This window comes from Cryobacterium sp. N21 (assembly GCF_002929575.1).
Classification (GTDB): Bacteria; Actinomycetota; Actinomycetes; order Actinomycetales; family Microbacteriaceae; genus Cryobacterium; species Cryobacterium flavum.
In genome coordinates this window covers 65,514-87,023 of the sequence record NZ_PJJQ01000023.1, presented here as the reverse complement: position 1 = coordinate 87,023, position 21,510 = coordinate 65,514, and the positions used below count along the sequence as shown (strand labels likewise).

At 65.4% G+C, this 21,510-nt stretch carries 28 protein-coding genes; 8 read left to right on the top strand and 20 right to left on the bottom strand.

Translation table 11 applies throughout. The features are described 5' to 3' along the window. Positions 1-582: IS3 family transposase (locus tag CXY77_RS02215; RefSeq protein WP_255409969.1), on the bottom strand; the 582-nt coding region annotated here is incomplete at its 3' end. A gap of 96 nt (positions 583-678) precedes the next feature. Further along, positions 679-1,170: a transposase gene (locus tag CXY77_RS02210; RefSeq protein WP_104129525.1), complete on the bottom strand. Its 492-nt coding sequence runs from the start codon at positions 1,168-1,170 to the stop codon at positions 679-681. A gap of 668 nt (positions 1,171-1,838) precedes the next feature. On the opposite strand from CXY77_RS02210, the gene CXY77_RS20500 reads away from it, so the two are divergent. Together CXY77_RS20500 and CXY77_RS20495 are read left to right on the top strand one after the other, a co-directional pair. After that, positions 1,839-2,072, top strand: coding sequence for a hypothetical protein (locus CXY77_RS20500; RefSeq protein WP_233197175.1), 234 nt, complete (start codon positions 1,839-1,841; stop codon positions 2,070-2,072). After that, a complete protein-coding gene (locus CXY77_RS20495) occupies positions 2,069-2,494 on the top strand; it encodes a hypothetical protein (protein ID WP_233197174.1) in 426 nt (141 codons plus the stop codon). The genes CXY77_RS20500 and CXY77_RS20495 overlap by 4 nt, the downstream gene beginning before the upstream one ends. Before the next feature lie 154 nt (positions 2,495-2,648). On the opposite strand, the gene heR is transcribed toward CXY77_RS20495, so the two are convergent. From heR to CXY77_RS02190, 4 genes are all read right to left on the bottom strand, one after another. Next, positions 2,649-3,452 carry a heliorhodopsin HeR gene (gene heR, locus CXY77_RS02200; protein WP_104129524.1) on the bottom strand — a complete coding sequence of 268 codons (804 nt, stop codon included), beginning with the start codon at positions 3,450-3,452 and terminating at the stop codon, positions 2,649-2,651. 265 nt (positions 3,453-3,717) lie between these two features. Next, positions 3,718-3,900: a hypothetical protein gene (locus tag CXY77_RS02195; RefSeq protein ID WP_104129523.1), complete on the bottom strand. Its 183-nt coding sequence runs from the start codon at positions 3,898-3,900 to the stop codon at positions 3,718-3,720. Beyond that, on the bottom strand, positions 3,897-4,088 hold the full coding sequence (locus CXY77_RS19800; protein ID WP_104087927.1) for a hypothetical protein: 192 nt from the start codon (positions 4,086-4,088) through the stop codon (positions 3,897-3,899). Before CXY77_RS19800 ends, CXY77_RS02195 begins: the two co-directional genes overlap by 4 nt. Continuing rightward, positions 4,051-4,512: a trans-aconitate 2-methyltransferase gene (locus CXY77_RS02190; RefSeq protein WP_158252746.1), complete on the bottom strand. Its 462-nt coding sequence runs from the start codon at positions 4,510-4,512 to the stop codon at positions 4,051-4,053. Before CXY77_RS02190 ends, CXY77_RS19800 begins: the two co-directional genes overlap by 38 nt. Before the next feature lie 48 nt (positions 4,513-4,560). On the opposite strand from CXY77_RS02190, the gene CXY77_RS02185 reads away from it, so the two are divergent. Beyond that, a complete protein-coding gene (locus CXY77_RS02185; RefSeq protein ID WP_104129522.1) occupies positions 4,561-5,136 on the top strand; it encodes a helix-turn-helix domain-containing protein in 576 nt (191 codons plus the stop codon). Positions 5,137-5,166: 30 nt separating this feature from the next. On the opposite strand, the gene CXY77_RS02180 is transcribed toward CXY77_RS02185, so the two are convergent. From CXY77_RS02180 to CXY77_RS02155, 6 genes are all read right to left on the bottom strand, one after another. Next, positions 5,167-5,973: a thioesterase family protein gene (locus CXY77_RS02180; protein ID WP_092341722.1), complete on the bottom strand. Its 807-nt coding sequence runs from the start codon at positions 5,971-5,973 to the stop codon at positions 5,167-5,169. 110 nt (positions 5,974-6,083) lie between these two features. Then, on the bottom strand, positions 6,084-7,082 hold the full coding sequence (locus tag CXY77_RS02175) for an ABC transporter substrate-binding protein (protein WP_104129521.1): 999 nt from the start codon (positions 7,080-7,082) through the stop codon (positions 6,084-6,086). Further along, positions 7,079-7,942, bottom strand: coding sequence for an ABC transporter permease (locus CXY77_RS02170; protein WP_092341720.1), 864 nt, complete (start codon positions 7,940-7,942; stop codon positions 7,079-7,081). The genes CXY77_RS02175 and CXY77_RS02170 overlap by 4 nt, the downstream gene beginning before the upstream one ends. Then, positions 7,939-8,727, bottom strand: coding sequence for an ABC transporter ATP-binding protein (locus tag CXY77_RS02165; RefSeq protein WP_092341719.1), 789 nt, complete (start codon positions 8,725-8,727; stop codon positions 7,939-7,941). Before CXY77_RS02165 ends, CXY77_RS02170 begins: the two co-directional genes overlap by 4 nt. A 32-nt stretch (positions 8,728-8,759) precedes the next feature. Continuing rightward, on the bottom strand, positions 8,760-9,596 hold the full coding sequence (locus CXY77_RS02160) for an NAD(P)-dependent oxidoreductase (protein WP_092341718.1): 837 nt from the start codon (positions 9,594-9,596) through the stop codon (positions 8,760-8,762). Further along, positions 9,593-10,846: an FAD-dependent oxidoreductase gene (locus CXY77_RS02155; RefSeq protein ID WP_198412852.1), complete on the bottom strand. Its 1,254-nt coding sequence runs from the start codon at positions 10,844-10,846 to the stop codon at positions 9,593-9,595. Before CXY77_RS02155 ends, CXY77_RS02160 begins: the two co-directional genes overlap by 4 nt. 120 nt (positions 10,847-10,966) lie before the next feature. Between CXY77_RS02155 and CXY77_RS02150 the strand changes: the two genes are divergently transcribed. Next, positions 10,967-11,863 (top strand): LysR family transcriptional regulator, encoded by an 897-nt coding sequence (locus CXY77_RS02150; RefSeq protein WP_092341716.1) that lies wholly within the window; start codon positions 10,967-10,969, stop codon positions 11,861-11,863. A gap of 88 nt (positions 11,864-11,951) precedes the next feature. Here the strand turns inward: CXY77_RS02150 and CXY77_RS02145 are convergent, their stop codons facing one another. Continuing rightward, on the bottom strand, positions 11,952-12,695 hold the full coding sequence (locus CXY77_RS02145) for a DUF429 domain-containing protein (RefSeq protein ID WP_092341715.1): 744 nt from the start codon (positions 12,693-12,695) through the stop codon (positions 11,952-11,954). A gap of 56 nt (positions 12,696-12,751) precedes the next feature. Further along, on the bottom strand, positions 12,752-12,970 hold the full coding sequence (locus CXY77_RS02140; RefSeq protein WP_092341714.1) for a hypothetical protein: 219 nt from the start codon (positions 12,968-12,970) through the stop codon (positions 12,752-12,754). A 122-nt stretch (positions 12,971-13,092) separates the two neighbouring features. On the opposite strand from CXY77_RS02140, the gene CXY77_RS02135 reads away from it, so the two are divergent. Beyond that, positions 13,093-13,863, top strand: coding sequence for a hypothetical protein (locus CXY77_RS02135; protein WP_092341713.1), 771 nt, complete (start codon positions 13,093-13,095; stop codon positions 13,861-13,863). Here the strand turns inward: CXY77_RS02135 and CXY77_RS02130 are convergent. After that, the gene (locus CXY77_RS02130; RefSeq protein ID WP_092341712.1) at positions 13,856-14,068 is read right to left on the bottom strand and encodes a hypothetical protein; all 213 of its coding nucleotides are present in this window, start codon (positions 14,066-14,068) and stop codon (positions 13,856-13,858) included. The genes CXY77_RS02135 and CXY77_RS02130 overlap by 8 nt on opposite strands. Next, on the bottom strand, positions 14,052-14,225 hold the full coding sequence (locus CXY77_RS20040; RefSeq protein ID WP_158252745.1) for a hypothetical protein: 174 nt from the start codon (positions 14,223-14,225) through the stop codon (positions 14,052-14,054). The genes CXY77_RS02130 and CXY77_RS20040 overlap by 17 nt, the downstream gene beginning before the upstream one ends. Before the next feature lie 414 nt (positions 14,226-14,639). On the opposite strand from CXY77_RS20040, the gene CXY77_RS02120 reads away from it, so the two are divergent. After that, a complete protein-coding gene (locus CXY77_RS02120; protein ID WP_092341710.1) occupies positions 14,640-14,984 on the top strand; it encodes an HPF/RaiA family ribosome-associated protein in 345 nt (114 codons plus the stop codon). A 132-nt stretch (positions 14,985-15,116) separates the two neighbouring features. On the opposite strand, the gene CXY77_RS02115 is transcribed toward CXY77_RS02120, so the two are convergent. From CXY77_RS02115 to CXY77_RS02100, 4 genes are all read right to left on the bottom strand, one after another. Continuing rightward, complete coding sequence (locus CXY77_RS02115) at positions 15,117-16,328, bottom strand: Dyp-type peroxidase (RefSeq protein WP_104129520.1); 1,212 nt, start codon at positions 16,326-16,328, stop codon at positions 15,117-15,119. After that, positions 16,328-16,843 carry a copper chaperone PCu(A)C gene (locus CXY77_RS02110; RefSeq protein ID WP_092341708.1) on the bottom strand — a complete coding sequence of 172 codons (516 nt, stop codon included), beginning with the start codon at positions 16,841-16,843 and terminating at the stop codon, positions 16,328-16,330. The genes CXY77_RS02115 and CXY77_RS02110 overlap by 1 nt, the downstream gene beginning before the upstream one ends. Then, entirely contained in the window at positions 16,840-17,475 is a 636-nt protein-coding gene (locus tag CXY77_RS02105; protein ID WP_158252744.1) for a copper resistance CopC family protein, read from the bottom strand. The genes CXY77_RS02110 and CXY77_RS02105 overlap by 4 nt, the downstream gene beginning before the upstream one ends. 126 nt (positions 17,476-17,601) lie before the next feature. After that, complete coding sequence (locus CXY77_RS02100) at positions 17,602-18,201, bottom strand: hypothetical protein (protein ID WP_104129519.1); 600 nt, start codon at positions 18,199-18,201, stop codon at positions 17,602-17,604. A 194-nt stretch (positions 18,202-18,395) separates the two neighbouring features. On the opposite strand from CXY77_RS02100, the gene CXY77_RS02095 reads away from it, so the two are divergent. Together CXY77_RS02095 and CXY77_RS02090 are read left to right on the top strand one after the other, a co-directional pair. Further along, complete coding sequence (locus CXY77_RS02095; protein ID WP_092341705.1) at positions 18,396-20,753, top strand: trehalase-like domain-containing protein; 2,358 nt, start codon at positions 18,396-18,398, stop codon at positions 20,751-20,753. Positions 20,754-20,843: 90 nt separating this feature from the next. Next, positions 20,844-21,509 (top strand): TetR/AcrR family transcriptional regulator, encoded by a 666-nt coding sequence (locus CXY77_RS02090; RefSeq protein WP_092341704.1) that lies wholly within the window; start codon positions 20,844-20,846, stop codon positions 21,507-21,509. The last annotated feature ends 1 nt before the right edge of the window (position 21,510 follow it).

Here is a 21,510-nt window from a genome sequence, read left to right as displayed (position 1 = left end):
GAAGGGTGAGTTCTTCGCGACGGCCTCGTTCTTGTAGAGGCCCATCACGGTCTCGGCGGCCGCATTGTCATACGCGTCACCTACCGTCCCGATCGATGCGACCAATCCCTCGAGCGCTACGGTCTCCGTGAATCGAATGGACGTATATTGCGAGCCGGCATCGCTGTGATGGATCAGGCCGGGCTGGACGGTGTGCCCGGCGTTGTCTCGGCGCCAGAGCGCCATGTTCAAACACACCTCAACGAACGGGGTGTCCTTGACCGTGGACGCATGCCAGCCGACGATCGCTCGAGAATACAAGTCGATCGCGAAGGCCACGTAGATGAACCCGCCCCACGTCGGCACATACGTGAAGTCCGTCACCCAGCTGTGGTTCGGGTGGGGCGCGCTGAAATTGCGTTTCAACAAGTCAGGAGCACGGGCCGAATCCTTCCCGGTGGAGACTGTGCTGCGCGGTTTACGGCCGCGAACGAGGCCGTTCATGCCTTCCAGCCGCATCAACCGGTCCACCGTGTGCTTGGACACGCCGGCGAACTCGCCCCGGCTCAGCCACGCCGTCATCTTGCGGCGGCCATAGAGAATCTCCGGCTGCTGCCGGCCCNCGGCTCAGCCACGCCGTCATCTTGCGGCGGCCGTAGAGAATCTCTGGCTGCTGCCGGCCTTGAACGTCCCGCACTGTCAACGCTTTAAGCCGATCCAGAAGGACAGCGTCGCTGCGGGTCCTAACCGCAGCAGCGCGGATCTTCCACGCACGATACGCGCTGTGAAGTGACCAAGACGCCCTGCCCACGCAGGACGCCACAAGTCAGCTCGACTCCATGGCCGATCGCCTTCATCGCAACGATGAACGCGACTATGGACGGTTGCGAGGGTCGAGCTCCCTGAGCTCAAGAAAGACGCCGCTGCTTTCAGGATCTCGTTAGTTTCCCGAAGATCCCGGTTTTCGCGCTTGAGCCGCCGGATCTCCTCGAGCTCTTCGCTCGTTGGGCCGGTCCGTTCTCCCGCGTCGGATTGCGCCTGCCTGACCCACTTCCGCAACGTCTCCGGGCCGACATTGAGCTTGGGGGCCAGTTCGCGGCACGCGGCCCACATCGACGGGTAATCCTTCACACGATCAAGCGTCATACGAACCGCTCGCTCACGAACCTCATCTGGGTATTTCTTGGGCATAACCGAATCCTTTCACTAGAAAGAAAGCGGCAAGAAATCAGGGACGGTTCACAGTGTCATTTGCCGGAGAGGTAGTTCACCTTGGTGTTGATTCGGCCGAAGCGCATCGTCGGGGTGCTGGTGAGTGAGCGGGTGCTCGACACTCCTACGCTGGGGCGCATGCCACATTTTGCCCACACTTGAAAAAATTCGGCGTGATTCACTAGGCGGTACAGTGACCCAAAATCGTTGATTTTGCGGGGAAGTTGACCTCTCACCAGGCGGTGATTGGGCGGGACTTTGGGTTCAAATCCCACCGGTACCGCCCTTTTTATCCCTGATCAGAGGGACTTCTGCTCACTGTGGAGTGCTGTTTTGCCCACAATTCACCCACATCATGGTGATTGACGGGCAGCCGTCCGGTCGCAATCCTTCATCCGTGAGCATCCAGGCGAGGGCTATTTGTTGGCACTGCCTCGCTCGCCATCGCGACTCAAACAAGCATTTTCCTGCTTCGCTCAAACATTCCTCGGCTGGCCCAGTTGACGTGAAACACCCTCTCCTGTCGAATGACCACAGAAGGGGAGTAATCCTCGCTCCGCACCGTCAATATGTTCCCGCCGCGGGTTCCGGTGCGCAGGGCCGCAAGGCCGATGAGACCTTCACGAAAATTTCGTGGAGGTCGTGTCATGACTGTCCCCCTGTGGGCGTGGTTCGCTGTCCTGGGTGTGATCCTGCTGATGCTCGCCGTCGACCAAGTCGCCCACCGCAGAGCTCACGTGATCGGTGTGCGGGAAGCCGCCGTCTGGTCGATCGTGGGGGTGACTCTCGGTGTCGCATTCGGCGTGCTGGTGTGGACGCTGACCACGTCCACCCCGAGAAATCCCGCATTCTCAAGGTGTTTCGTCGGTTCGTGCCGATGACCGACGCGTACCCTGCGCTGAGGTTTCTGATCCGCAAGGCAGGAATCGCGGTGGCGACCCCCTTGCTGGCCGTGCTGGTGCTGGTGGAAATCACGGACGTCATCTTCGCCGTTGACTCGATCCCGGCTATCTTCGCCCTCACTAGCGAACCGTTTCTGATCTGGGTGGGTATTAAAATGCTGCTCTTGGATGTCTTCTACATCCCGACCACGATGAGCCTGGCAGTGGTCGTGACCATCATCACGGTGTCCATGGTGGCCAGCCTCCGAGCCACCCGCGGTCAAGGCCGAAGCGAAGTGCATACCGAGCCTGCAGGGGTGTTCCGGATCGCCGCCGACGAGGAACTTGCAGCGGTCGAGCCGGTTTACCGCCGCCGTGGACGAGTGCCTGCCGGCAGCGGGAGGGATCGCTCCGATGAGTGACGCTGATCCCTCGGTGGACATGGCCCCTGATCCCCACACAGCTTCGATCAGGGGCCGGCTCGACAGTGCGGACGCCTCGGCCGACTCCGCAGGGCAGCAAGTCGCGCGCTGCGGGTACGCTCGGGCAGTGAGGCCGCTCCCGGTGTGGAGCGGCCTAGCTAGCGATCGCCGGGATGATGGCACCCGAGAAGACTTGCCAGGCCAGCGCGGTCTTCGCCACCAGGCTCAAGGTGATGTAGGTGCGTTCGCCCTGCAGGTAGCTTTTCCATTTGCCGACCTGCTTGTACTGCAGCCACTGGTTGACAGCAAAGGTATTGAAAAACAGGAACAGCGAAATCACGATGCCGACGACGAAGCCGGGGGCCGCGACGTCACTGACGCTGCCTGGACGCAAGAAGTAGATCAGAATCAGGATCCACGGCACGATGCCGACCATCGACCCAAAGATGAAGGGCAGCAGCCCGCCCGAGCCGGGCTGTTCGTATTTCTCCTGCAGAGCACCGAACAGGATCATGGCCGCGTTGACGGCGAAAACGGCGAACAACGCACCGATATCGGTGACCCCGTTGATCGCCAGGATGAGCCAGATCATGATCGACGAGCTGAGGGAGTACTCGACCCATCGAAAGTAGTTGTGGTTGTTTTGCAACCCATTCTTGTAGCGCGCAAAGAACCAGGGACTTGAGATAAGGAAGTGGAAGAAGGCGCTAAGGGCCAAGAACGCGGCGACGCCGACACCGATGTTCACTTCGAAGAGGATGACCCGTTCCGGTGGAATCGGAACTCCGGGAGGGCCAGCCAGGTAGTCCGCCGTCACGGCGAACAGAACCTGCGAGCTCAGCATGGTGAGAATCACCGCAAATCCGGCGGCTTGGAGCAGGTGCAGACTTCCGGCGACAATGTTATAGATCCGCAGCCGATCGATCTGCTCGTCGGGTGAGTAGACCCTCTTGGGCATGGGGCGGCTCCTTCGTTCGTGGGGGCGAGTGCCCTTGAGAACATCTTGGCACCGCCGAATCCACTGTCGGGTTCGACGAGTGAAAACCGGGATGAGGATGGCCATTTTTCCAGCTGTGGCGTGCGCCTTCCCCGCGAGCGATCGGAGTCGGCCCCGAAGGTTAACGGCTGCTCTGCCGCCGAGCCGTGCAGGCTTCTACGCACGCGTCCAAGACCGCGATCGCTGCAATCCGGCTCACTTGTCGTCCACGACAGCACTCTGCGTGTCACCGCTCCATGAGCGACACGAGTGATGGTCGCCCGTGCGGCCGGAAGCACCGCAAGAATGCGGACACGCCGGACACGCCGGTTGCAACTCCGGACACGATGCGGATGCCATAGATCGCGGCCGCGACACCAGCCGGGCCGCCTCCGACCACAACGACATCGGCCTGGAGCGTGTCGGTCACCGGCTGTCTCCCTGCGCGCCGGTGTCGTGCTGGTTTGACCCCGTTGTGATCGGTCGGAAGGCGATCCAGCTGAAGCGCCCCGACGTCATCACGACCTCTGACGTTCCTGCCACGAGGGCGGTGATCGCGGCCTCGAGGGCCGTGAGATCGTCAGCGGAAAGGTCTTCGGTTAGACGAGCCAGGCTCATAGTGAGCTGCAAGGCCAGGCGCGGCCCACGCAAGGTCGGCCTCGTGGGGCAGCACGGCGGGCCAGTCGCCGTCGAGGTCGACCACGTGCGTTTCAATGCGGTCGTCGACGTCTGCGGTCGCCGCTGCTGCGGCTAGCCGGTCCAGCATCGACGGCGAGGCATCGAGGCTGTGAATTTGCGCGTTTTGAAACTGCGCCACCAACGCCAGGGTGCCGGTTCCTGTTCCGGCGCCGAGGTCGACGACGGTTCGGGGAGCGGTTCCGAGCGCACCGGCAGCGGCGTTGAGCGCCGCAGCCAGGACCGGGGCTCCGAGCACGCCGTCGAGGTTGAGGAACTCAGCGAGGTTGCTGTCATCTCCCAGCGCGGGACCGTGGCCGGGCCGATCGTGGTGCGAGTGGTTCGCGGGAGTGTGGGTCGGTGTCATGCCTACTACGCTATGCGGTTCATTCGCTAATGGCATAGACTCTTGCGTATGACGCAAGAAATAGTCGAGAACGTCGTTCGCCAACGCATTCGCAGCCTGCGCGTGGCCCGAGGGTGGACGCTGGACGTACTCGCTGCTCGCTGCTTCCTGTCGGCCTCAACGCTCAGTCGCATCGAGACGGGTCACCGCCGCATCGCCCTCGACCAGCTGGTGCCCATAGCTCATGCGCTGGGCACGACGATCGACCGGCTCGTCGAGCCCGACGGCGACGACGACGTTGTCATCCGCCCGGAGCCGGAGACGATGGCCGGATCGACCCTGTGGATCCTGTCGCGCGAGCGCGACCGCCGCGGCGTCACGATCGCCAAGATGCGCATCACGCCCAACCGTGTGATCAGCGAGACGAAGGTGCACCCCGGCTACGAGTGGTTCACGGTGCTGAGCGGCACGGTGCAGCTACGGCTCGGCGAGCGAACCATCCTCGTGCGCGAGGGCCAGGCAGCCGAGTTTTCCACGATGACCCCGCACACCATCGAGGCGTACGAGGGACCCGTGGAAATACTGACGATCTTCGACCACGACGGGGAGCGGGCGCACTTACCGGGCCACCGGCATCCGCAATGAGTCTGCCGGTGCGGGTCTGCAGGGGCAGGGTCAGCTGATCGGCCGCACGGTCAGGATCTGCTCGGCGCGGCCCACCGGCCCGGACTCATCGTGGAGCACGCTGCTGGTGATGCCGTGGCCGGCCGGCCCGAAGGTGACGGTGGTCTCCAGCCCCACCCATTTGCCAGTCGGCTGCCGGTGAAAGTGGATGGTGAGGTCGAGGTTGGGGTACGCCCAGTCCAGCGGCGACTGGCGAACGGCGATTCCGTTGGCGGTGTCCACCAGGGTGATGAACGAGGCATGGGGGCTTATTGCCTCGCCCGCGACGAGTGCGATGTCGGTGCGAAGCCACGCGCTCGTTTCTCCGGGTAGGGGAGGTGCGACGGCCTTCGTCTCCAGGGAGGCGACGTACCCTCCCGGCCAAATGTCGGTCATCGACCACGGGGTCGCCGTGTCGGGTGCGGGTAGGGAGACCGATCCGCCACCAGCGACGGCGGCGGTGTCGGCGGTCGCGATGAACCAGGCGCGAGCGAGCACGGCCGGACGGCCGGCGATGATGACGGTCGCCTCGATGAGCTCGATGGTGCGGCCGGGACGGATCGTCTCGACCCGGACCTCACAGTCCTCGGCGGCAAGGAAGCCCAGAATGTCGAAGCTGATACGCCCGAGCTCCTTGCCGTTGGCGCCACCCGCCTCGGCTGCTCGGTGCAGGTCGATGGCGTGCACGATCAGGCCGCCGAGCGGGCTGAAGTGGATCTCGTCGGCCTGCCAGGCGCCGCCGGCATGCTCGGTCGGCCGGTAGCGGCCGGGCGCGATCGGCTCGAAATAGGCATTCGCTCGAGGGGGTGCTTCGGGCATACGGCTTCTCCTTTGTCAGACGCGGGCGTTGCCATCCACCATAGGTGTGTTTGAGCGCGGCGATTCAGCCCGGGGTGCCCGATCAGGCTGGACGACCCGGGGAAGGGCGTCTAGGAGTTCTGCGCGAACGTGGCGTCCACGTAGTCGGCTTCGGGAATCGGGTCGGTGTAGACGATCGCCCCGAGTTCCATCCACATGCGTTCCATCGCGGCGAGCTGCTTCGGCAGCGGCGCAAGGTCGGGCAGCCAGCGGTACAGCGGTACCGCGGCCACCTGCTCGGCGGTCTGGCCGGTCGCGGCACCAATAATGGCAAGGTTCTCGTCGGTGTACCGGTCGTCGCCCTGCAGGTCCTGCGCGCCACGGGTCAGTGCGGTGAAGAACTTCTGCGCGAGTTCAGATCCGGCGAAGTCTCCGCCGTAGATGACCCCGGTACCGGATGTCCCGGTGGGCGTGGTCCACAGGCTCACCGCGGTTCCGTCTTCAACGGGCATGTTCCAGAACGGTGCCGATGCGAATGCGGCGTCGATGCTGCCGTTGGCCAGCGCGGTGGGCATGTCCGGGTTGCCGAGGGTGACCAGTTCCACGTCGGTGATCGAGAGTCCGGCTTCTTCGAGCGCCATCCCCACGTAGAAGGCTCCGGTTCCGCCGGCGCCGCCGGCGACCGCGATCTTGCGCCCTTCGAGGTCGGCGACGTCGGTGATGGTGTCGTCATCGACGAGCTTCTTGGCGGCAATGAGCGCCGAGGGCGGTTCTTCCTCGTCTCCGGCCGAGACTCCCATAGAGCCGACCACCTTGACGTCGAGGCCGGTTTCTACCGCGCTGAACAGGCCGGCCGAGAAGCCGGACACGACGACGTCGAGCTTGCCGCTCGCGGCAAGCGGTACGGCGTCCTGCCCCGACTTGATCGCTTCAAGCTTCAGCTCGATACCCTCGTCTTCAAAATAGCCCTTGGCCTCAGCAACATAGAGCGGCGAGAAGATCGCGAGCTGAACGTGACCCACGTTCACCGTTTGCAGTTCGCCGGACGCAGTGGGGGCATCCGCTGCTGCACATCCAGACAGCGCCAGCCCGACCAGCGACATTGCTGCGACGATTTTCAGTTTCTTCACTTTTTCGATTCCTTTTTCTTGGGGCTGTTCGAGTTGCGCCATGGCAGGAGCACCCGTTCCAGCACGATAATGAGCCCGGTGACGAGCGCGCCGATGACCGAGACGACGATAAGGCCGACGAACATCGTGGCTGGCTGAAACAGCTGCCACGAGTTCCAGATGAGGTAGCCGAGGCCGTTGTTGGAGGCCACGAATTCCACCGCGGTGACGACGATCACCGACATGCCGGCGGCGACTCGCAGACCGGTCATGATGGCTGGTGCAGCGGCGGGCAGCAGCACGTTCACAAATAAGCGGATGCCGGTGGCCTTGTAGGCGCGCGCCGATTCCAGAATGCGGGCGTCGATCTGCATGATGCCGGCCAGGGTGTTGATCTGCACGACGAAGAACACCGAGATGGCCACGGCGAGAATCTTCGGGGTTTCGGTTAGGCCGAAGATGAGCAGCAGCAGCGGCAGGATGGCGATCTTCGGCAGCGCGTACAGCGCGGTGAAAGTGGGGCTGAGGGCCGCGCGAATCGGCCGCACAACACCCATGATGAGCCCGGCGAACACACCGAGAATGGAGCCGGCGATGAAACCGAACGCGAGGCGGCCGACCGTGGCCCAGATGTGCACGAACAGGGAACCGTCCGCGACCATCTCCGCGCCACGTTCGCCGATGGCACTGGGCGGACTGAACAGGCGTGCGTCGAGCACTCCCGTTGCGGCGGCGAGTTCCCACAGGCCGAGAAGCACGATCGGCGTGAGAATGGCCAAACCGAGGTCGCGGGCGCGCAGTCGTTGCTCACGTTTGAATTCCTGGTCGATGGCTTGGTCGAGTTCGGTGACGCGGCGGGCGACGCCCTCTGTGACGGTCATTTGAAGCTCATCGAGGCTTGAACCTCATCGCGCAGCGATTCCCAGATGTCCTGTTTCATGCGTGCAAACTCCGGGCTCGCTTCCATGGCGACGCTGCGCGGGCGACCGAACGGCACGTCGATGATCTCTTTTACTCGACCCGGCCTGGCCGACATTACGACGATCTGGTCGCCGAGCAGCAGTGCTTCTTCAATCGAATGGGTGACCAGCACCACGGTCTTGCGCTCGACCTCCCACAGGCGAACGAGTTGTTCCTGCATCAGGATGCGGGTTTGAGCGTCGAGAGCGCCGAGCGGTTCGTCCATCAGCAGTGACGGCGATCCGGTCGCGAACGCCCGAGCGATGGCGATGCGCTGGCGCATCCCGCCGGAGAGCTGGTGCGGGTAGGCGTCTTCAAAACCGGTCAGGCCGACCTCGGCGATCCAGTTGCGGGCTTCGCTTTCGCGTTCCCGTTTCGACACCGACGCCATCTTCTGGCCGAACGCCACGTTCTCGAGCACGTTGAACCAGGGAAACACTCCGTGCTCCTGAAAGACGAAGGCCGAGCGCGGCACCCGGGTCTGCCTGAAGTTGATCTGCACGTCACCCGACGTGGGCGCCTCGAGGTCTCCCAGAATGCGCAGCAGAGTGGACTTGCCGCATCCGCTTGGCCCAACAATGCAGGTGAACGAGCCCTTTTTCAGATTGAGGTTGATATCGCTCAGGGCGTGCACCTGCCCCGCACCACCAAAGACTTTGGAGAGGTGGCGTACGACAAAGGCATCTTTGCCCACGGTGTCGGTCATTTCTGTTCCTGTCTGTGTAGCGAATCCCGAGGTCAAGGGCGTGGGGGATGGCCGCCGAAGCATGGTGGTTGCGGCGAGCTGAAAATGCCCCCGATGTAGGCGCGATCCCAGTCGGAAGCCAGGAGCGACGGGTCTGTGTCACTGGCAGCGAACATCCGTTCGGCGAAACGTTCGGAATCGTCCTCGGGTCTAAAGCCTATTGCAGCGCCGCCCTCCGCGCTGAGATACCCCCGGGTGTTCGCCGAAACGCCCCAGATTGTGCGATAACCCGGGCTGGGAACCTGTAGGCAGGCGTCGAACAGGCGCACGGCGTCGGCTGGGGAGAGCCAGGTGGAGAGCGTGCGTTCACCGGTCGGTTCGGCGAAGCGGGACGCGATCCGCAGGCAGATCACGTCGAGCCCGAACCGGTCGTGATACAGGCTGCCGAGCGCTTCGACGGCAGCCTTCGAAACTCCGTAGAAGGTATTCGGGCGCACCGGCACGTCGTCGGGCACGAGTGAGCCGTCGGTCGGCACCGGTACGAAACCAACAGAGTGGATGCTGCTGGCCAGCACGACCCGCCGGACTCCGAGTTGCTCGGCCACCTCGAGGACCGCCTGCGTGCCATCGATATTGGCCCGCAGAATGTCGGCCCACTCGGCCTCCAGCGGAATTCCGGCCAGGTGAATGACGGCGTTGCAGCCGCGCAGAGCCGAAAGCATTGCTGCGCGGTCGTTGACCAGACACTCCACGAACTCGCAGCCGAACGTGTCCACGGGCGCGCGCTGGTCGATGCCCACGATCGTATGGCCGCGGGCCAACAGTCCCGGAATAATATCGGCCGCGAGCGACCCGGCCGCCCCGGTGAGGGCGATTCGTCGAAGGGTCATGAGATAAGGGCTCCTTGCTCGTCGAGCAGAATGCGGGTGCGGGCATAGTCGTGGGCGTTGCCGGCGGCATACACGGCGGCGGCGACTCCGCAGGCATGCCCGGTTGCAAACGAAGTGCCCATCACCCGCAGCGAGGCGTAGGCCCGATTGTCGCTGCTCACCAGACGGCCGCCAGCCCACAGGTTCTCGGTGGTGTCGGAGCAGATGGCCCCGTACGGCACGTGATACCAGCCCTTGTCGGCAATGCCGCCGTACTCGGTGACGCCGACGGTCACGTGCCCTTCCATCGGCCAGCCGCCCCTGGCGATGGGGTCGAGCGCGTTCTTTCGGCCGGTAGACACGTCATCGGCGCTCACCGACTGTCGGCCGCGCAGCCGACGGGTCTCCCGAATGCCCAGTTGCGGCCCGGTCGAGGCGAGAAAACTGTTCTCCCAGCCGGCCAGCGACTGTTGGAACGCGGCGAGGTACTGCCAGCTCAGGCGGCGTGATTGCACCTCGGCAGCGGTGAGGTCCGTCACGTCGAGGACGTCGCCGTGGTGGTCGGCGATGAGCAGCATGACCTCTCGGGAGAGCGGCATGCGCACGGCGATGCCGTTCGAACGCACCAGGGGCATCTCTGAACGGGGGCGGTAGGCATCCACTGCCCTGGTCATTCCGGCCATCGAGAGGTCAGCGTCTTCACTCACCGCGCCGACCCGCATGACGAGCGTGCTGGCCTGCCGTTCGGCGGGCACCGACACGATCGCGCCCGCGCCAGCCGCGTCGATGAGTGCTCCGTCGCCGCTGCAGTCCACGAAGGCGCGGCCGGTGATGGTCTCGATGCCGCCGCGGTGCACGACGTCGACCGAGCTGATCGCGCCGCCAGTCGTCGTCGCCGCGATCAGCTGGCTGTGCAGCAGCAGGCGCACGCCGGCGGCGGTGATGAGGTCGTCGTAGACGCTCTTGGTGGTTTCCAGATCGAGCAGCACGATGGTGTTGCCCGTCTCCGGCATCGTCTGGGTCTGATAGATATCGCGGCGTCGCAGCTGGTCGAGCACCTGCTGGCCAACGCCGGCCACGACCTGGTTCTTGTTCTGGTCGAAGAATCCGCACAGCGCGAGCACCGAACTGGTCGTCGCGGCACCGCCGAGAAAACCGTACTTTTCAACCAGACACACGGATGCCCCGGTGCGGGCCGCCCCGATGGCCGCCGCGATTCCCGCGGATCCGCCGCCGATGACGACCACATCGAATTGGGTTTCACGTGTCACGAATACACCAGCACTTTCAAGTTCACGTCGTTGTGACGGAAGTTGCCGCCGGCCCCAGTCTGAATGACCGGATGCCATAGGTAAAATGCCTAGAAAGCACGGGGGCGATACCCTGAGGTTATGGAACTGCGCCACCTCACCTACTTTGCCAAGGTCGCCGAGCTCGGGTCGGTGAGCCGGGCCGCCACGGCCCTGAACATCACGCAGCCAGCCCTCAGCCGCCAGATCAAGGATCTGGAGCGCTCCATTGGATACATCCTCTTCGATCGCGGCCCACGCGGGGTGACCCTGACGGCCGCAGGCGCCGGACTATTTCGACACTGCGAGACCGTGTTCGCGCAGGTTGATCGCATTCCCGAGGTATTGCGCACGGCCGCCCAGAACCGCCAGATGCTGCACGTTGGCGTGCCGCAGGGCCTGCCGTACGATTGGTTTCTGGCGCTGCTGCAGGCCGTCGACGCCCAGGTTCCCACGATTGCGTTGACCCTGCATGAGGCGACGACTGACGAGCAGTGGCAGATGCTGCAGAGCAAGCTGGTCGATGTTGCGCTGCTTCACCGCGAGGCACCGGAGGCTGGCGGGTCGATGCTACTCATGAAACAGACCATCGGCGTGGCTGTCGTGGCTGATTCGCCGCTTGCGGGCCTGGCCGAAGTGGGGTTCGCCGAACTCGATGGCCTTTCGGTGATGGCCCACGCGGTCGGCGAAATCGCCGCAGAGGAGATTCGACTGCGTGCCGCGGCGGCGGCCGCCGGAGTCTCGATGCAGTGGGTGTTTCGACGGTTCAGTGAACACAGCGGGCTGATCGCGGTAACCGCCAAAGTGGATGCCGTGCTCCTCACCCAGTCGTCGGCCGCCCGTCACCTGCCCGACTGGGTGTGGATTCCCGTGCGGGCCGAGCGTGACCCGAGCTTCGACCTGGCCATTCGCACCTGGGCCACCTGGAACGAGCCAGGCACCCCGCACGTGCAGGCACTGCTCTCGGTTATGAGCGCGCAGGCACGCCCGCTCGGATAGGGCGTCAACGCGATCTAAGTTCGCAACCGCGCCCGATGTGGGTGGCGGCTACGGTAACCGGCGTAGCGGCCACCGATTTCGGGCGCGGTCATCTCGCGGATGGCAATAACTCGGCGAGAGGGCCGTTCGGCAGCACGATCCAGCCCTCGCGGCGGGCACGATCGAGCATGGCCGGCGCAGGCGGTTCGTAGAATCCCAGCGCGGCGCTGCGGGCGGCGAGGGCCGCGATCACGGCGTCGAAGGCATCCGCTGAGGTGATCATGTGTGGGGCGTGCGGGCCGAGATCGAGCCAGGGTGCGGCATCCTGAATCTCGGCCAGGAGGTGCGAGCGCCTGGCGGCGTCGGTGCGGTACCCCGTCGTCGAGAACCCCCACAGGCGAAGCGATGCGCCCGGGTAGATTTCTGCGACAACTCCGGAACCGGCCCGGTCGACGGGAATACCGGCCGCGGAGATTCGGGAAAGCAGGCCGGCGCAGCGCATAGCGGTGAGTCCGAGCCGGTCGGTGGAAACGCTGAGCGGCCAGCGGCCGGTGATCTTTCGCACCTCCCGGTCGGTTTCGCGGTAGGCCAGGGTACGTCGCCAGGCCATTCCGCCGTCGACTCCGGGCAGGTCGCCGCTGGAATGCGCGACCACGAACTGCACGAACTCGTCGGGCCAGCCGAACGCACAATCGATGCCGAGCTTGTCAACGGTGCCCGCCGTGCGCACGATGATCTCGTCTGCGACGCCGAGGTGCAGTTCAGACAAGAACGCCCTGGCGCCGGTCCAGTCGATGACAGCAAGCGCGGTGCCTTTGGGCTCGGCGGCGAGGTCCACTCCGGCGGTGCGCATACGCTCAGCTTACGGTGGACCCGACTGACCGATTCAAGCGGATGCGAGAACGCTGGTCAGGTTGGTTCTTCTTCGTTGGCGACCGTCTCGATCCAGTCGACGTCGTCGTCGCTCAGAGAGACGCCGGATTGCTCACTCTCGCTGTCGGTGGCGACCCCGCCGCCGGCCCTCGTGATCTCGGTCACGAGTTCCGGCGGCACGGCATCGCCGTTGTTCTGCATCAGCCACTCCCGCGTTGACGGAGTCAGCGTGGGCCACCACAGCTCGATATCCATAGGCCGCAGTCTGCCACGCCGCCGGCTGCTGCGCGAGAGCTTGCGGGCATCCGCTTGTGCGCGTTGGACCGGCACGCTCTTCCGGCACGTCGAGGGCGGCTGGTGGTCGATAAACTCGAACCATGTCAGACCAGCACTTCGAGCAGGATGAAACCCTGCGCCTGCCGACCGTTCAGTTTCGCGTTGTTCTCGATCTGGGCCCCCGACTCGCCGCAGCGATCACTCTGCCGCCGGAACTGGCCCACCCGGATCTGTTCGCCGACCGCGACGACGAGGGCGGAGCGCTCAACCTGTCGATCGACTACGACAGCGGCCAACTGCACGTGCTGCTCGACGAAGCCGGCCCGAGCTTTCACTTTCACGGCACGATCGACCCGATGGAGAGTCCGTGGCCGGCCGACCAGACCCAGATTCTGCTGGAATGGGCGCTCATTCTGGTGCAGGAGGTCGATGCTCTCGACGAGTTGCTCGATTCGATCTACGAGGCCGCCGAGTGGTTTGAGCAGGGGTTCACCCTCTACGTTCCCGAGACCGAACCGACCCAGCTCGAGCTGATCGAGGTTGGCATCATCGGCGAGCTGCTGACCTTGCCCTGGCTCGGCTCCGGGCGCGTCGACCACGAGCACATCGACGGTGACAACCATCCGATCGCCCTGCTCTGGAATGTGAACAACGACGACCCCGACGTTCCGATCGCTCGCGCCTGGCTCGACCCGCTCACCGGCGAACCGCGCACGGGGGCTGAGCCAGGCGTGGACTGGAATGCCGTCGCCATGAGTGAAAGCGAAGTGCTGCAGTGGCTGGTGGGGATCTACACGAACCACCACGTGGCGCCGACACCGGAGGCACAGATCATGCGCGCGGCGCTCGAGCGTATTGGTGGCATCAGCTGAGCCGGCCCGGTCGTGGAGCCTGAGTGAGTGCGGCGAGCACGCGTTCGAGTGGCCCCTTGCCCAGAAAATACCGCCAGAGACCGGCACCGATGAACGTGAGCAGCAGCATCCAGAGCAGCAGCGGCCAGCCCGGATAGTCAATGTCGCTGCCATTGGCGACGGCGCCCAGAGCCAGAATCTGCACCGTGTCAACGGTGAGTGCCATTGCGCCGGTGGCGCCGATCGGCCAAAGGATGCCACGCAGCGCACGATTCAGCGGTAACGCGCGGGGCGGCGTGGGCGATAAACATCCCGATGATCGCCAGGCCCCGGGCGATGTCGATGGCGACGACCCGGCTGCTCGCGTCGGATCTGATCTGCATGGAATCAGGCTCCGCGATCCGGCGGCTGTTCGGCACATCGGGGTCAGGAAGATCAACGTAGATGTGCTCGTCGCTCCGTACCCGGGCGTCCGCTGTATCGAGCAGGAACTGCGCGGTCTGACGACGGTGAGGCTGATGTGCTTACCAAGGATTCTCCAAGGGTGTCGTGGGCAACTGACACCGGAGCCGGGAAAGGCTGTTCGACGGGGTCAGCGCAGGGACTGCGGCGCGAAACCGACGAGAATCTTCACTGGTTTAAACCTCACACTGGGAACAAAATCACTTCCAGTCTCGCAGGCCGGCCGGGGGGTCGCAATTCGCCGGGAGCGGATGCCGTGGGTGCCGAACGGGCTCGCAATGGGCACGTATCCGCAAGCGGTAGCCTGAAGTTGTCAGCAATTAAGAGGAGTGATTATGCAGGTCATCGTGAACACCGACAGCAACGTCGACGGCACCGAGCGGGTTGCCGGAGCGCTGGAATCCATCGTCGAAGAGTCCCTCGCGCGCTACGGCGAACGCCTCACCCGGGTTGAGGTTCACCTCTCCGATGGCAGCGCCGGCCGCAGCAGCACCGACGACATCAAGTGCACCCTCGAAGCTCGCCCGGCCGGTGGAACCCCGGTCGTCGTCACCGAGAACGCCAACGCCGTGGAGGAAGCCCTCACCGGCGCCCTGCACAAGATGAAGAGCTTGCTCGAGACCCACTTCGGCAAGCTGGACGCCCGCAAGGGCAACCTCCCGATGGGCGAAACCGTCTAACTGCCCACGCGGCCGATGCCGGTGGCCAGCGCCGCGGCATCCGCTCTCGTGGCACGTGTTTGAGACGGTGGCCCCTGTTCAAACCAGGGCAAACCTCCTAAACACGTGCCACGAGCCGGTTCAACCGCAAGGTCAGAACAGGGTGTCGCCTATGTACCCGCCAGTGGCGCAGCCCGGCGGGATCGCGAAGACGGCCGAGCCGATCGGTGTGATCCACACGTTGAGCAGGTCGAGGGCGTCGATGCGGCGCTGAATAGGCACGAACTGGGCGTCGATATCCGCTTGAAAAGAGACGAAGAGCAGGCCGGAGTTCGACACGCTGCCGCCCGTAGGCGCGTCGTCGTAGTTGTAGCCCCGGCGCAGGATGCGTTCGTCGGGGTTTTCGCTGTGGGCCCGCCGCAGGTGCGAGAACTCCGGGATCACCGGAAAACCGATGGCGGTCTTCGCGGCAAAATCCGGGGCATCCGTTTCGTTGGTGCCGGTCAGCGGCGCGCCGTTGCTGAGAGTGCGACCAACGGATGCCTCCCGCCCGGACCGATCGAGCTTGTCCCACTTGTCGAGACCCATCGCGATGCGCCGCAGCACGAAGCCGGTGCCGCCGAGCATCCAGCCGGGGTTGCTGGCGGCGCCCCAAACCAGCCGTTCGAAGTCGGGCGTGCCCGGCACGAAATTGACGGTGCCGTCGACCTGGCCGAACAGGTTGCGCATGGTCGTGCCGGTCTTCACCGACCCCGGTGCTCGTCGAAAGCCGGTCTGCACCCAGCGCACGGTGCCGAACGAGCGACTGTCTTTCAGCAGCATGCGGGTGGCGTGCGCCACGGTGAGGGCGTCGTCGGCGGCAATCTGCAGCAGCAGATCGCCATCGCCCCAGGCCGGGTCGAGCCGGTCGACGCCGAAGGCCGGCAGGGGGCGCAGCCAGGTCGGCGCGGTGCCGCCGGCCAGGGCGACGAGGCCAGGGCCGAAGCCGAACGTCACGGTGAGCCGGGCCGGCGCGACGGCCAGCTCCGGCTCGGAGTCAGCCAACGCCGCCTCACCCTGGCTGAGCCGGGCCGCGTCGCTCGTGAGAACCTTCATGAGTCGCCGCAGGGCCGCAGCATCGGTCGTCGGGGCCAAGTCGAGCGCGATGATGGTGGCGTTGCTCTGCGGCACGGTGTCGATTCCGGCCTGGTGCACGCCGTAGAACGGCACGGTCTGCGTGCCGTTGAGCGGCTGAGCCACGACCTGCGGGCGCGCATTCGTCGCCAGTTCGATGCCGACCGCGCCGACCGCGCCGATGCCGGCCGCGGCACCTCCCAAAAGGAGGTGACGCCGGCTGAGGCGACGACCAGGCTGATCGACCAACATTATTTGTCGTAGCTCTCGTTTGCGCCCGAGTAGTCCTTGGCCGGGGCGGTGAACTCTACCGTCGACCCGTCGGACAGGGTGAGGGTGAAGGTGTTCTCGGCGCCCGCAACGATCAGCTCGGTGAGGCCCATGAGCATGAGGTGGTTGGCGCCGGGCGCGAGCTCGTAGGTGCCGTTCGCCGGAACGACGAACCCGCCCTCTTTCTGCTGCATCACCATGGCGCCGGAGTCGTCGGCGACGGTCTCGTGCAGCTCGATCATGGTCGCGGCCGTTGATTCGGCCGAGACCACGTTGATGTCGGTGTCGCCGGCATTCGCGAGTGTGCCGAACGCGGCGCTCATTCCGGTCTCGGCGCTCTTGACCCAGGGGTCGGTGATGGTGAGGCTCGCGGCTGCGGTCGCCGTGCTGGTCGCCGCGGTGTCGGGGGATGCGGTGTCGGTGGTGGCGGCGCAACCGGTCAGGGCGAGCAGGCCCAGGGCGGCAACGATGAGAAGGCGGGGTGTGGTGGAGGTCATGAGTGTGTCGTTTCTGTAGTGGGGGGATTTGTGCGTTGACGAGCGGATGCTGCACGGCGCGTCAGCGCCACAACCCCGAGAAAGAGGCCGAGGCCGACGAGGGCACCGATGAGCGCGGTGACGCCGATCGGGAGCCCGCCGCCGGTGCTGGCGGCCGTGTTGGTGGTGACCACGGTCGAATCGGTCGGGGTGGTGATAACGGGAGCGGCGGCGTCCGTTGTCGGTGTGGCCACCGCGCTGGCGTCGCCGACACTGAAGTCGAAGGTGCCGGAGATGGGATGCCCGTCGGCCGAGACCACCCGCCAGCGCACCTGGTAGGCGCCGTCGGGCAGGGCGGGGTCAACGGCCAGGGTGGCCGTCGGCCCGTCGAGGGCGGGTTCGCCGGCGCTCCAGTCGGTGCCCGCTGAATCAACGACGAGCATGATCGCGCCGAGCTGCATGATGTTGTCGGTGAACCGCATCGACACGGTGGCGGGTGCCAGGTCGACGTGTTCGGTGTCGGACGGCACGGTGGACGCCACCGAATCGTGCGCGCTCGCGGCCGGTGCGACGCCGCCGATCGTGAACGCTGCGGCGAGCGCGAGGACACCGAGACCGGCGAGGAGCCGGTTTCGGGCAGGGAAAGAGAGCATGCGGTACCTCCGAGGAGTTCGCGAGAAGGATGGGTGCGTCATGGCACGTGTTTGGGCTCGGGGCACTGGTTCAAACCAGTGCCGGCTTCTCAAACGAGTGCCGCGAGCGAGGCGCGGCGCGAGGGCTTAGAAGCCGGCGAGCGCGCGCGGCGGCCCGCGGTGTCGCATCGGCGACAGCAACACGGCCAGGTCGACTGGTTCGATCACGCGGTGCAGCGCGGCGCGCAGTCGAGCCACGCGAAGCGGAACGAGTACCAGCCCGAGCGCAATGACCACGGTCACGAGCGCGGTGCGCGCCAGCTCGACCAGCGCCCAGAAAGTGCGCTCGCCGCGGCGCAGTGCCACGATCGTCACGATCGCTGCCAGGGCGTGGGCAATCCACATCCACCCCATCGCAGGCGAGGTCAGCGAAGCGGATGCTGCCCCCACGATCACGGTCGCCGACCCGTGGTGCCCGGCCATCGTCATGGAGCCGGCCGTTCCGCCGAGCCCGAACAATAGGTGGAACAGCACCTGGCTGAACCCCACAGACACACTGAGCTTCAGCAGGGAGAGTTTCTTGCCCGCCAGAGCGACGCTGACCATGCCCGCAAAGGCGAGAGCGATCGAGACGCTGACCGGCGCGGGCGCCTGGCCGCCAGCGGCCACGTGCGAGAGGGCGGCGACGAGCACGGCCACAACGGCGGTCAGCCAGCCGCGAGCGAACCGCGCCCACCTCGTTGCCATGTCACCCACCCGACGAAAAGTTACCAACCAAAAGTACGGTCGTATCTTCAGGCTAGTGGGTCGCGGGGCCGCCCGATTCTGACAACAGCCCGCCGGACGGTGCGTCAGCCGCCGAGCAGCTTGTGGCAAATGGTAACGTCGCCTAGGTCTAGCAACTGGTTTGACGGCCGACGCCCTTCTGCAAGGAACCTCTAATGCCCCAACGATTGAATCTTTCCAAGAACCTTCCACGCACGTTGACGGGGCTGTCGGCTGAGATACTGCAGGATCTGCAACAGCTCGCGCGCACCCCCTCTCTCCTCGTGGCCTGCAACTACGGTGGCACCCTCTCGCACCACGTTGCGTCGAATGTGCCGTCTGTGCTGCTGGAAGAATCCGCGACGGCTTTGCGCGCCCTCGCGGCCCTGCCCAACACCCACACCGCCGTCATGTCCGGCCGCCCGCTGCGCGACCTCGCCGCCGATTCCCGGCTGCCCCGCGAGGTGCACCTGGTGGGATCGAACGGCGCCGAGTTTGACTCGGAATTCTTCGACGCCCCCGAGCCCTCCGATGAGTCGCAGGATTCCGGCGTCGCCCTCGACCGGCTGCGCATCCGTCTCGGCGTCAGCGCGGCCTTCTTCGCCGGCGACGCGGCGAGCGACGAAATGGCCATGAATACCCTGCACGGCCCCGACCTCGGCATTCGCATCGGTGACGACGAATCCGTTGCCGCGCACCGCATCAGCGGCCCCGAAAAGCTCGCCCAGATTCTGGCCCTGCTGTTCGAGCTACGCAAGGACTGGCTGTTCGGCCAGCACGTCGTGGCCATCGAACGCCACTCCATGCTCGGCGACGGCACCTCGACCGCCCTCGTGACGCCGGAAGCGCGCATCTGCTGGATGACGCATCCGCTGCCCGATTCCGGCTCGCTGTTCGCGAGCATCCTCGGCAGCGAAGAGGCCGGACACTTCTCGATCGAGCCGGTCAAGAAGAGCCGCGTGCTCGGCCAGCGCTACGTCGACAACACCATGGTCGTCGAAACCCGCTGGGCCGACGTCACCGTCACCGACTACATCGAGCCGTCACCGCTTGGCATCACCAACCTCGTGCGCAAGCTCACCGGCACCGGGCTCGCCCGCATCGTCTTCGCACCGCGCCCCGACTACGCCGTCGCCTACTTCAACATGCACGCCGCCGACGGTGTGGTGACCATCACCGGAACCCCCGACCCGATCGTGCTGACGGCCGCCGGCGTCGACTTCACCGTCACCAGCGACGGCCGCAACGAAACGGCCACCGCCGTCGTCGACCTCTCGCAGGGCGCGATCATGCTCAACCTGCGTTGCGGCGACACCGAAGCATACATACCGGATGCCGCCGGCGAGGCCGCCCGTCGCGGCGCGGTCATGAATGACTCGCGTTCCTGGGTGAATTCACTGTCTCTGCCGAGCGTGAAGCCCTCTCTCGTCGGCCGCTCGGCCCTCGTGCTGCGGGCCCTCTGCTATGAACCGACCGGCGCCGTGCTCGCAGCCTCGACGACGTCGCTGCCCGAAGGAATCGGCGGCACCCGCAACTGGGACTACCGCTACTGCTGGCTGCGTGACGGCTCGATGACCGTGAAAGCGCTCGTCGACCTGGGATCGACCGATGAAGCCGACGGGTTCTTGCGCTGGCTGGCCGGGGTCGTGGCGGACAGTCCCGGCGCGCAGTGGCTGCATCCGCTCTATTCGGTCACCGGCTCATCGCTGTCGACCGAAGCCAGTCTCGAATCGCTGCCCGGCTATGCCGGATCGCGCCCGGTACGCATCGGAAACGCCGCCGACAATCAGGTGCAGATTGACGTGTTCGGACCGGTCGCCGAGCTCATCGACACGCTGAGCGCCCGGCAGGGAACGCTCTCGGACTTTCAGTGGCACCTGCTGACCGAGATGGTCGACGCCGTCACGAGTCGCTGGCAGGAACCCGACCATGGCATCTGGGAGGCGCGGCGCTCGCCGCGACACCACACCTACACGAGGACGATGTGCTGGGTGACCGTTGACCGGGCCATCCGCACCGCCGAGCGGCACGGCAGGGACGTCGGGGTCGGCTGGGTGGAACTCGCCGCCACGATTCGTGACGAAGTGCTGCGCGAAGGCTGGAGTGAGGAAGCCCAGTCGTACACAGTGGCCTACGACAGCCCCGACCTGGACGCCGCCGTGCTGCACATCGGCCTGTCCGGCCTGCTCGACGTGACCGACGAGCGTTTTCAGCTCACAGTGAGCGCGGTCGAGCGCGAGCTGCGCGTTGGGCCGACGGTGTTCCGCTACCGCTACGACGACGGCCTGCCCGGCCTCGAGGGCGGCTTTCACATCTGCACGACCTGGCTGATCGAGGCCTACGTGCTCACCGGGCGCATCGACGAGGCCGAAGTACTGTTCAACCAGCTGATCGCCCTGGCCGGCCCCACCGGTCTGCTCTCCGAAGAGTTCGACCCGGCCACCGAAACCCACCTCGGCAACCACCCGCAGGCTTACTCGCACCTCGGCTTCATCCGCTGCGCGCAGCTGCTCGACGAGTACCGCGGGCGCTGAAATTCTCGGCTGACTCGGGGTTTTCCGCGAGTCAGCCGTGAAAACGTTGCCCGTCTCGGACACTTGTCCGAAAAGTGTTAGTATACTTGAATGACTTCGTTGACTGCGCCCGCCCCGCAGGCGGCAGTGCAGCCAATTCTGCAGCCAGACGAGTCGAAGCACGACCCGCGCGCTGAACGCACCCGGCAACTCATTCTCACGGCGATCCGCACGCTGATCGCTCAGCCGGCGGCATCCGTTTCGGTGGCCGAGATCGTGCGCCTGGCCGGGATCAGCCGCAGCTCCTTCTATGCGCACTTCAACAGCCTCGACGTGCTCGCCGCCGAACTGCTGCAGGCGCAGTTCGCCGACATCGGCTCGGCCGGGCTCGATCTGCCGCGGCCGCGCACCGGCGAGAACGCGTCACGCCTCGGCTATGCCCGACTCGTCGCCCATATGGTCGAGAATTTTCCCCTGTACGCGAGCGTGCTCGAACTGCCGTTGACGCGCAGCGCGCACGACCAGATCATCGAGGCCTACGCCACCCGCATGCTCGAGTCGGTGCTTGTTTTCGACGACGCCGTCAACGCCGAACTGGTCACGACCTATGTCGCCGGCGGAGCGCTCACCCTGATCGGCGCCTGGATGCGCGGTCACCTCGACGTCTCCGACGACGAACTCGTCGACCAGCTCGTGGCCCTGCTGCCCGGCTGGCTGCTCGAACCCGAAACCTCAAGCGCAACGCCCGTTCGCGTTGCATCACCCACACAACACTGAA

Coding starts and splice junctions, on each gene's coding strand:
- CXY77_RS02210 (WP_104129525.1), bottom strand. CDS start 1,170: ATGCCCAAGAAATACCCAGATGAGGTTCGTGAGCGAGCGGTTCGTATG.
- CXY77_RS20500 (WP_233197175.1), top strand. CDS start 1,839: ATGACTGTCCCCCTGTGGGCGTGGTTCGCTGTCCTGGGTGTGATCCTG.
- CXY77_RS20495 (WP_233197174.1), top strand. CDS start 2,069: ATGACCGACGCGTACCCTGCGCTGAGGTTTCTGATCCGCAAGGCAGGA.
- heR (WP_104129524.1), bottom strand. CDS start 3,452: ATGCCCAAGAGGGTCTACTCACCCGACGAGCAGATCGATCGGCTGCGG.
- CXY77_RS19800 (WP_104087927.1), bottom strand. CDS start 4,088: ATGAGCCTGGCTCGTCTAACCGAAGACCTTTCCGCTGACGATCTCACG.
- CXY77_RS02190 (WP_158252746.1), bottom strand. CDS start 4,512: ATGACACCGACCCACACTCCCGCGAACCACTCGCACCACGATCGGCCC.
- CXY77_RS02185 (WP_104129522.1), top strand. CDS start 4,561: ATGACGCAAGAAATAGTCGAGAACGTCGTTCGCCAACGCATTCGCAGC.
- CXY77_RS02180 (WP_092341722.1), bottom strand. CDS start 5,973: ATGCCCGAAGCACCCCCTCGAGCGAATGCCTATTTCGAGCCGATCGCG.
- CXY77_RS02170 (WP_092341720.1), bottom strand. CDS start 7,942: ATGACCGTCACAGAGGGCGTCGCCCGCCGCGTCACCGAACTCGACCAA.
- CXY77_RS02165 (WP_092341719.1), bottom strand. CDS start 8,727: ATGACCGACACCGTGGGCAAAGATGCCTTTGTCGTACGCCACCTCTCC.
- CXY77_RS02160 (WP_092341718.1), bottom strand. CDS start 9,596: ATGACCCTTCGACGAATCGCCCTCACCGGGGCGGCCGGGTCGCTCGCG.
- CXY77_RS02150 (WP_092341716.1), top strand. CDS start 10,967: ATGGAACTGCGCCACCTCACCTACTTTGCCAAGGTCGCCGAGCTCGGG.
- CXY77_RS02145 (WP_092341715.1), bottom strand. CDS start 12,695: ATGCGCACCGCCGGAGTGGACCTCGCCGCCGAGCCCAAAGGCACCGCG.
- CXY77_RS02140 (WP_092341714.1), bottom strand. CDS start 12,970: ATGGATATCGAGCTGTGGTGGCCCACGCTGACTCCGTCAACGCGGGAG.
- CXY77_RS02135 (WP_092341713.1), top strand. CDS start 13,093: ATGTCAGACCAGCACTTCGAGCAGGATGAAACCCTGCGCCTGCCGACC.
- CXY77_RS02130 (WP_092341712.1), bottom strand. CDS start 14,068: ATGGCACTCACCGTTGACACGGTGCAGATTCTGGCTCTGGGCGCCGTC.
- CXY77_RS20040 (WP_158252745.1), bottom strand. CDS start 14,225: ATGCAGATCAGATCCGACGCGAGCAGCCGGGTCGTCGCCATCGACATC.
- CXY77_RS02120 (WP_092341710.1), top strand. CDS start 14,640: ATGCAGGTCATCGTGAACACCGACAGCAACGTCGACGGCACCGAGCGG.
- CXY77_RS02115 (WP_104129520.1), bottom strand. CDS start 16,328: ATGTTGGTCGATCAGCCTGGTCGTCGCCTCAGCCGGCGTCACCTCCTT.
- CXY77_RS02110 (WP_092341708.1), bottom strand. CDS start 16,843: ATGACCTCCACCACACCCCGCCTTCTCATCGTTGCCGCCCTGGGCCTG.
- CXY77_RS02105 (WP_158252744.1), bottom strand. CDS start 17,475: ATGCTCTCTTTCCCTGCCCGAAACCGGCTCCTCGCCGGTCTCGGTGTC.
- CXY77_RS02100 (WP_104129519.1), bottom strand. CDS start 18,201: ATGGCAACGAGGTGGGCGCGGTTCGCTCGCGGCTGGCTGACCGCCGTT.
- CXY77_RS02095 (WP_092341705.1), top strand. CDS start 18,396: ATGCCCCAACGATTGAATCTTTCCAAGAACCTTCCACGCACGTTGACG.
- CXY77_RS02090 (WP_092341704.1), top strand. CDS start 20,844: ATGACTTCGTTGACTGCGCCCGCCCCGCAGGCGGCAGTGCAGCCAATT.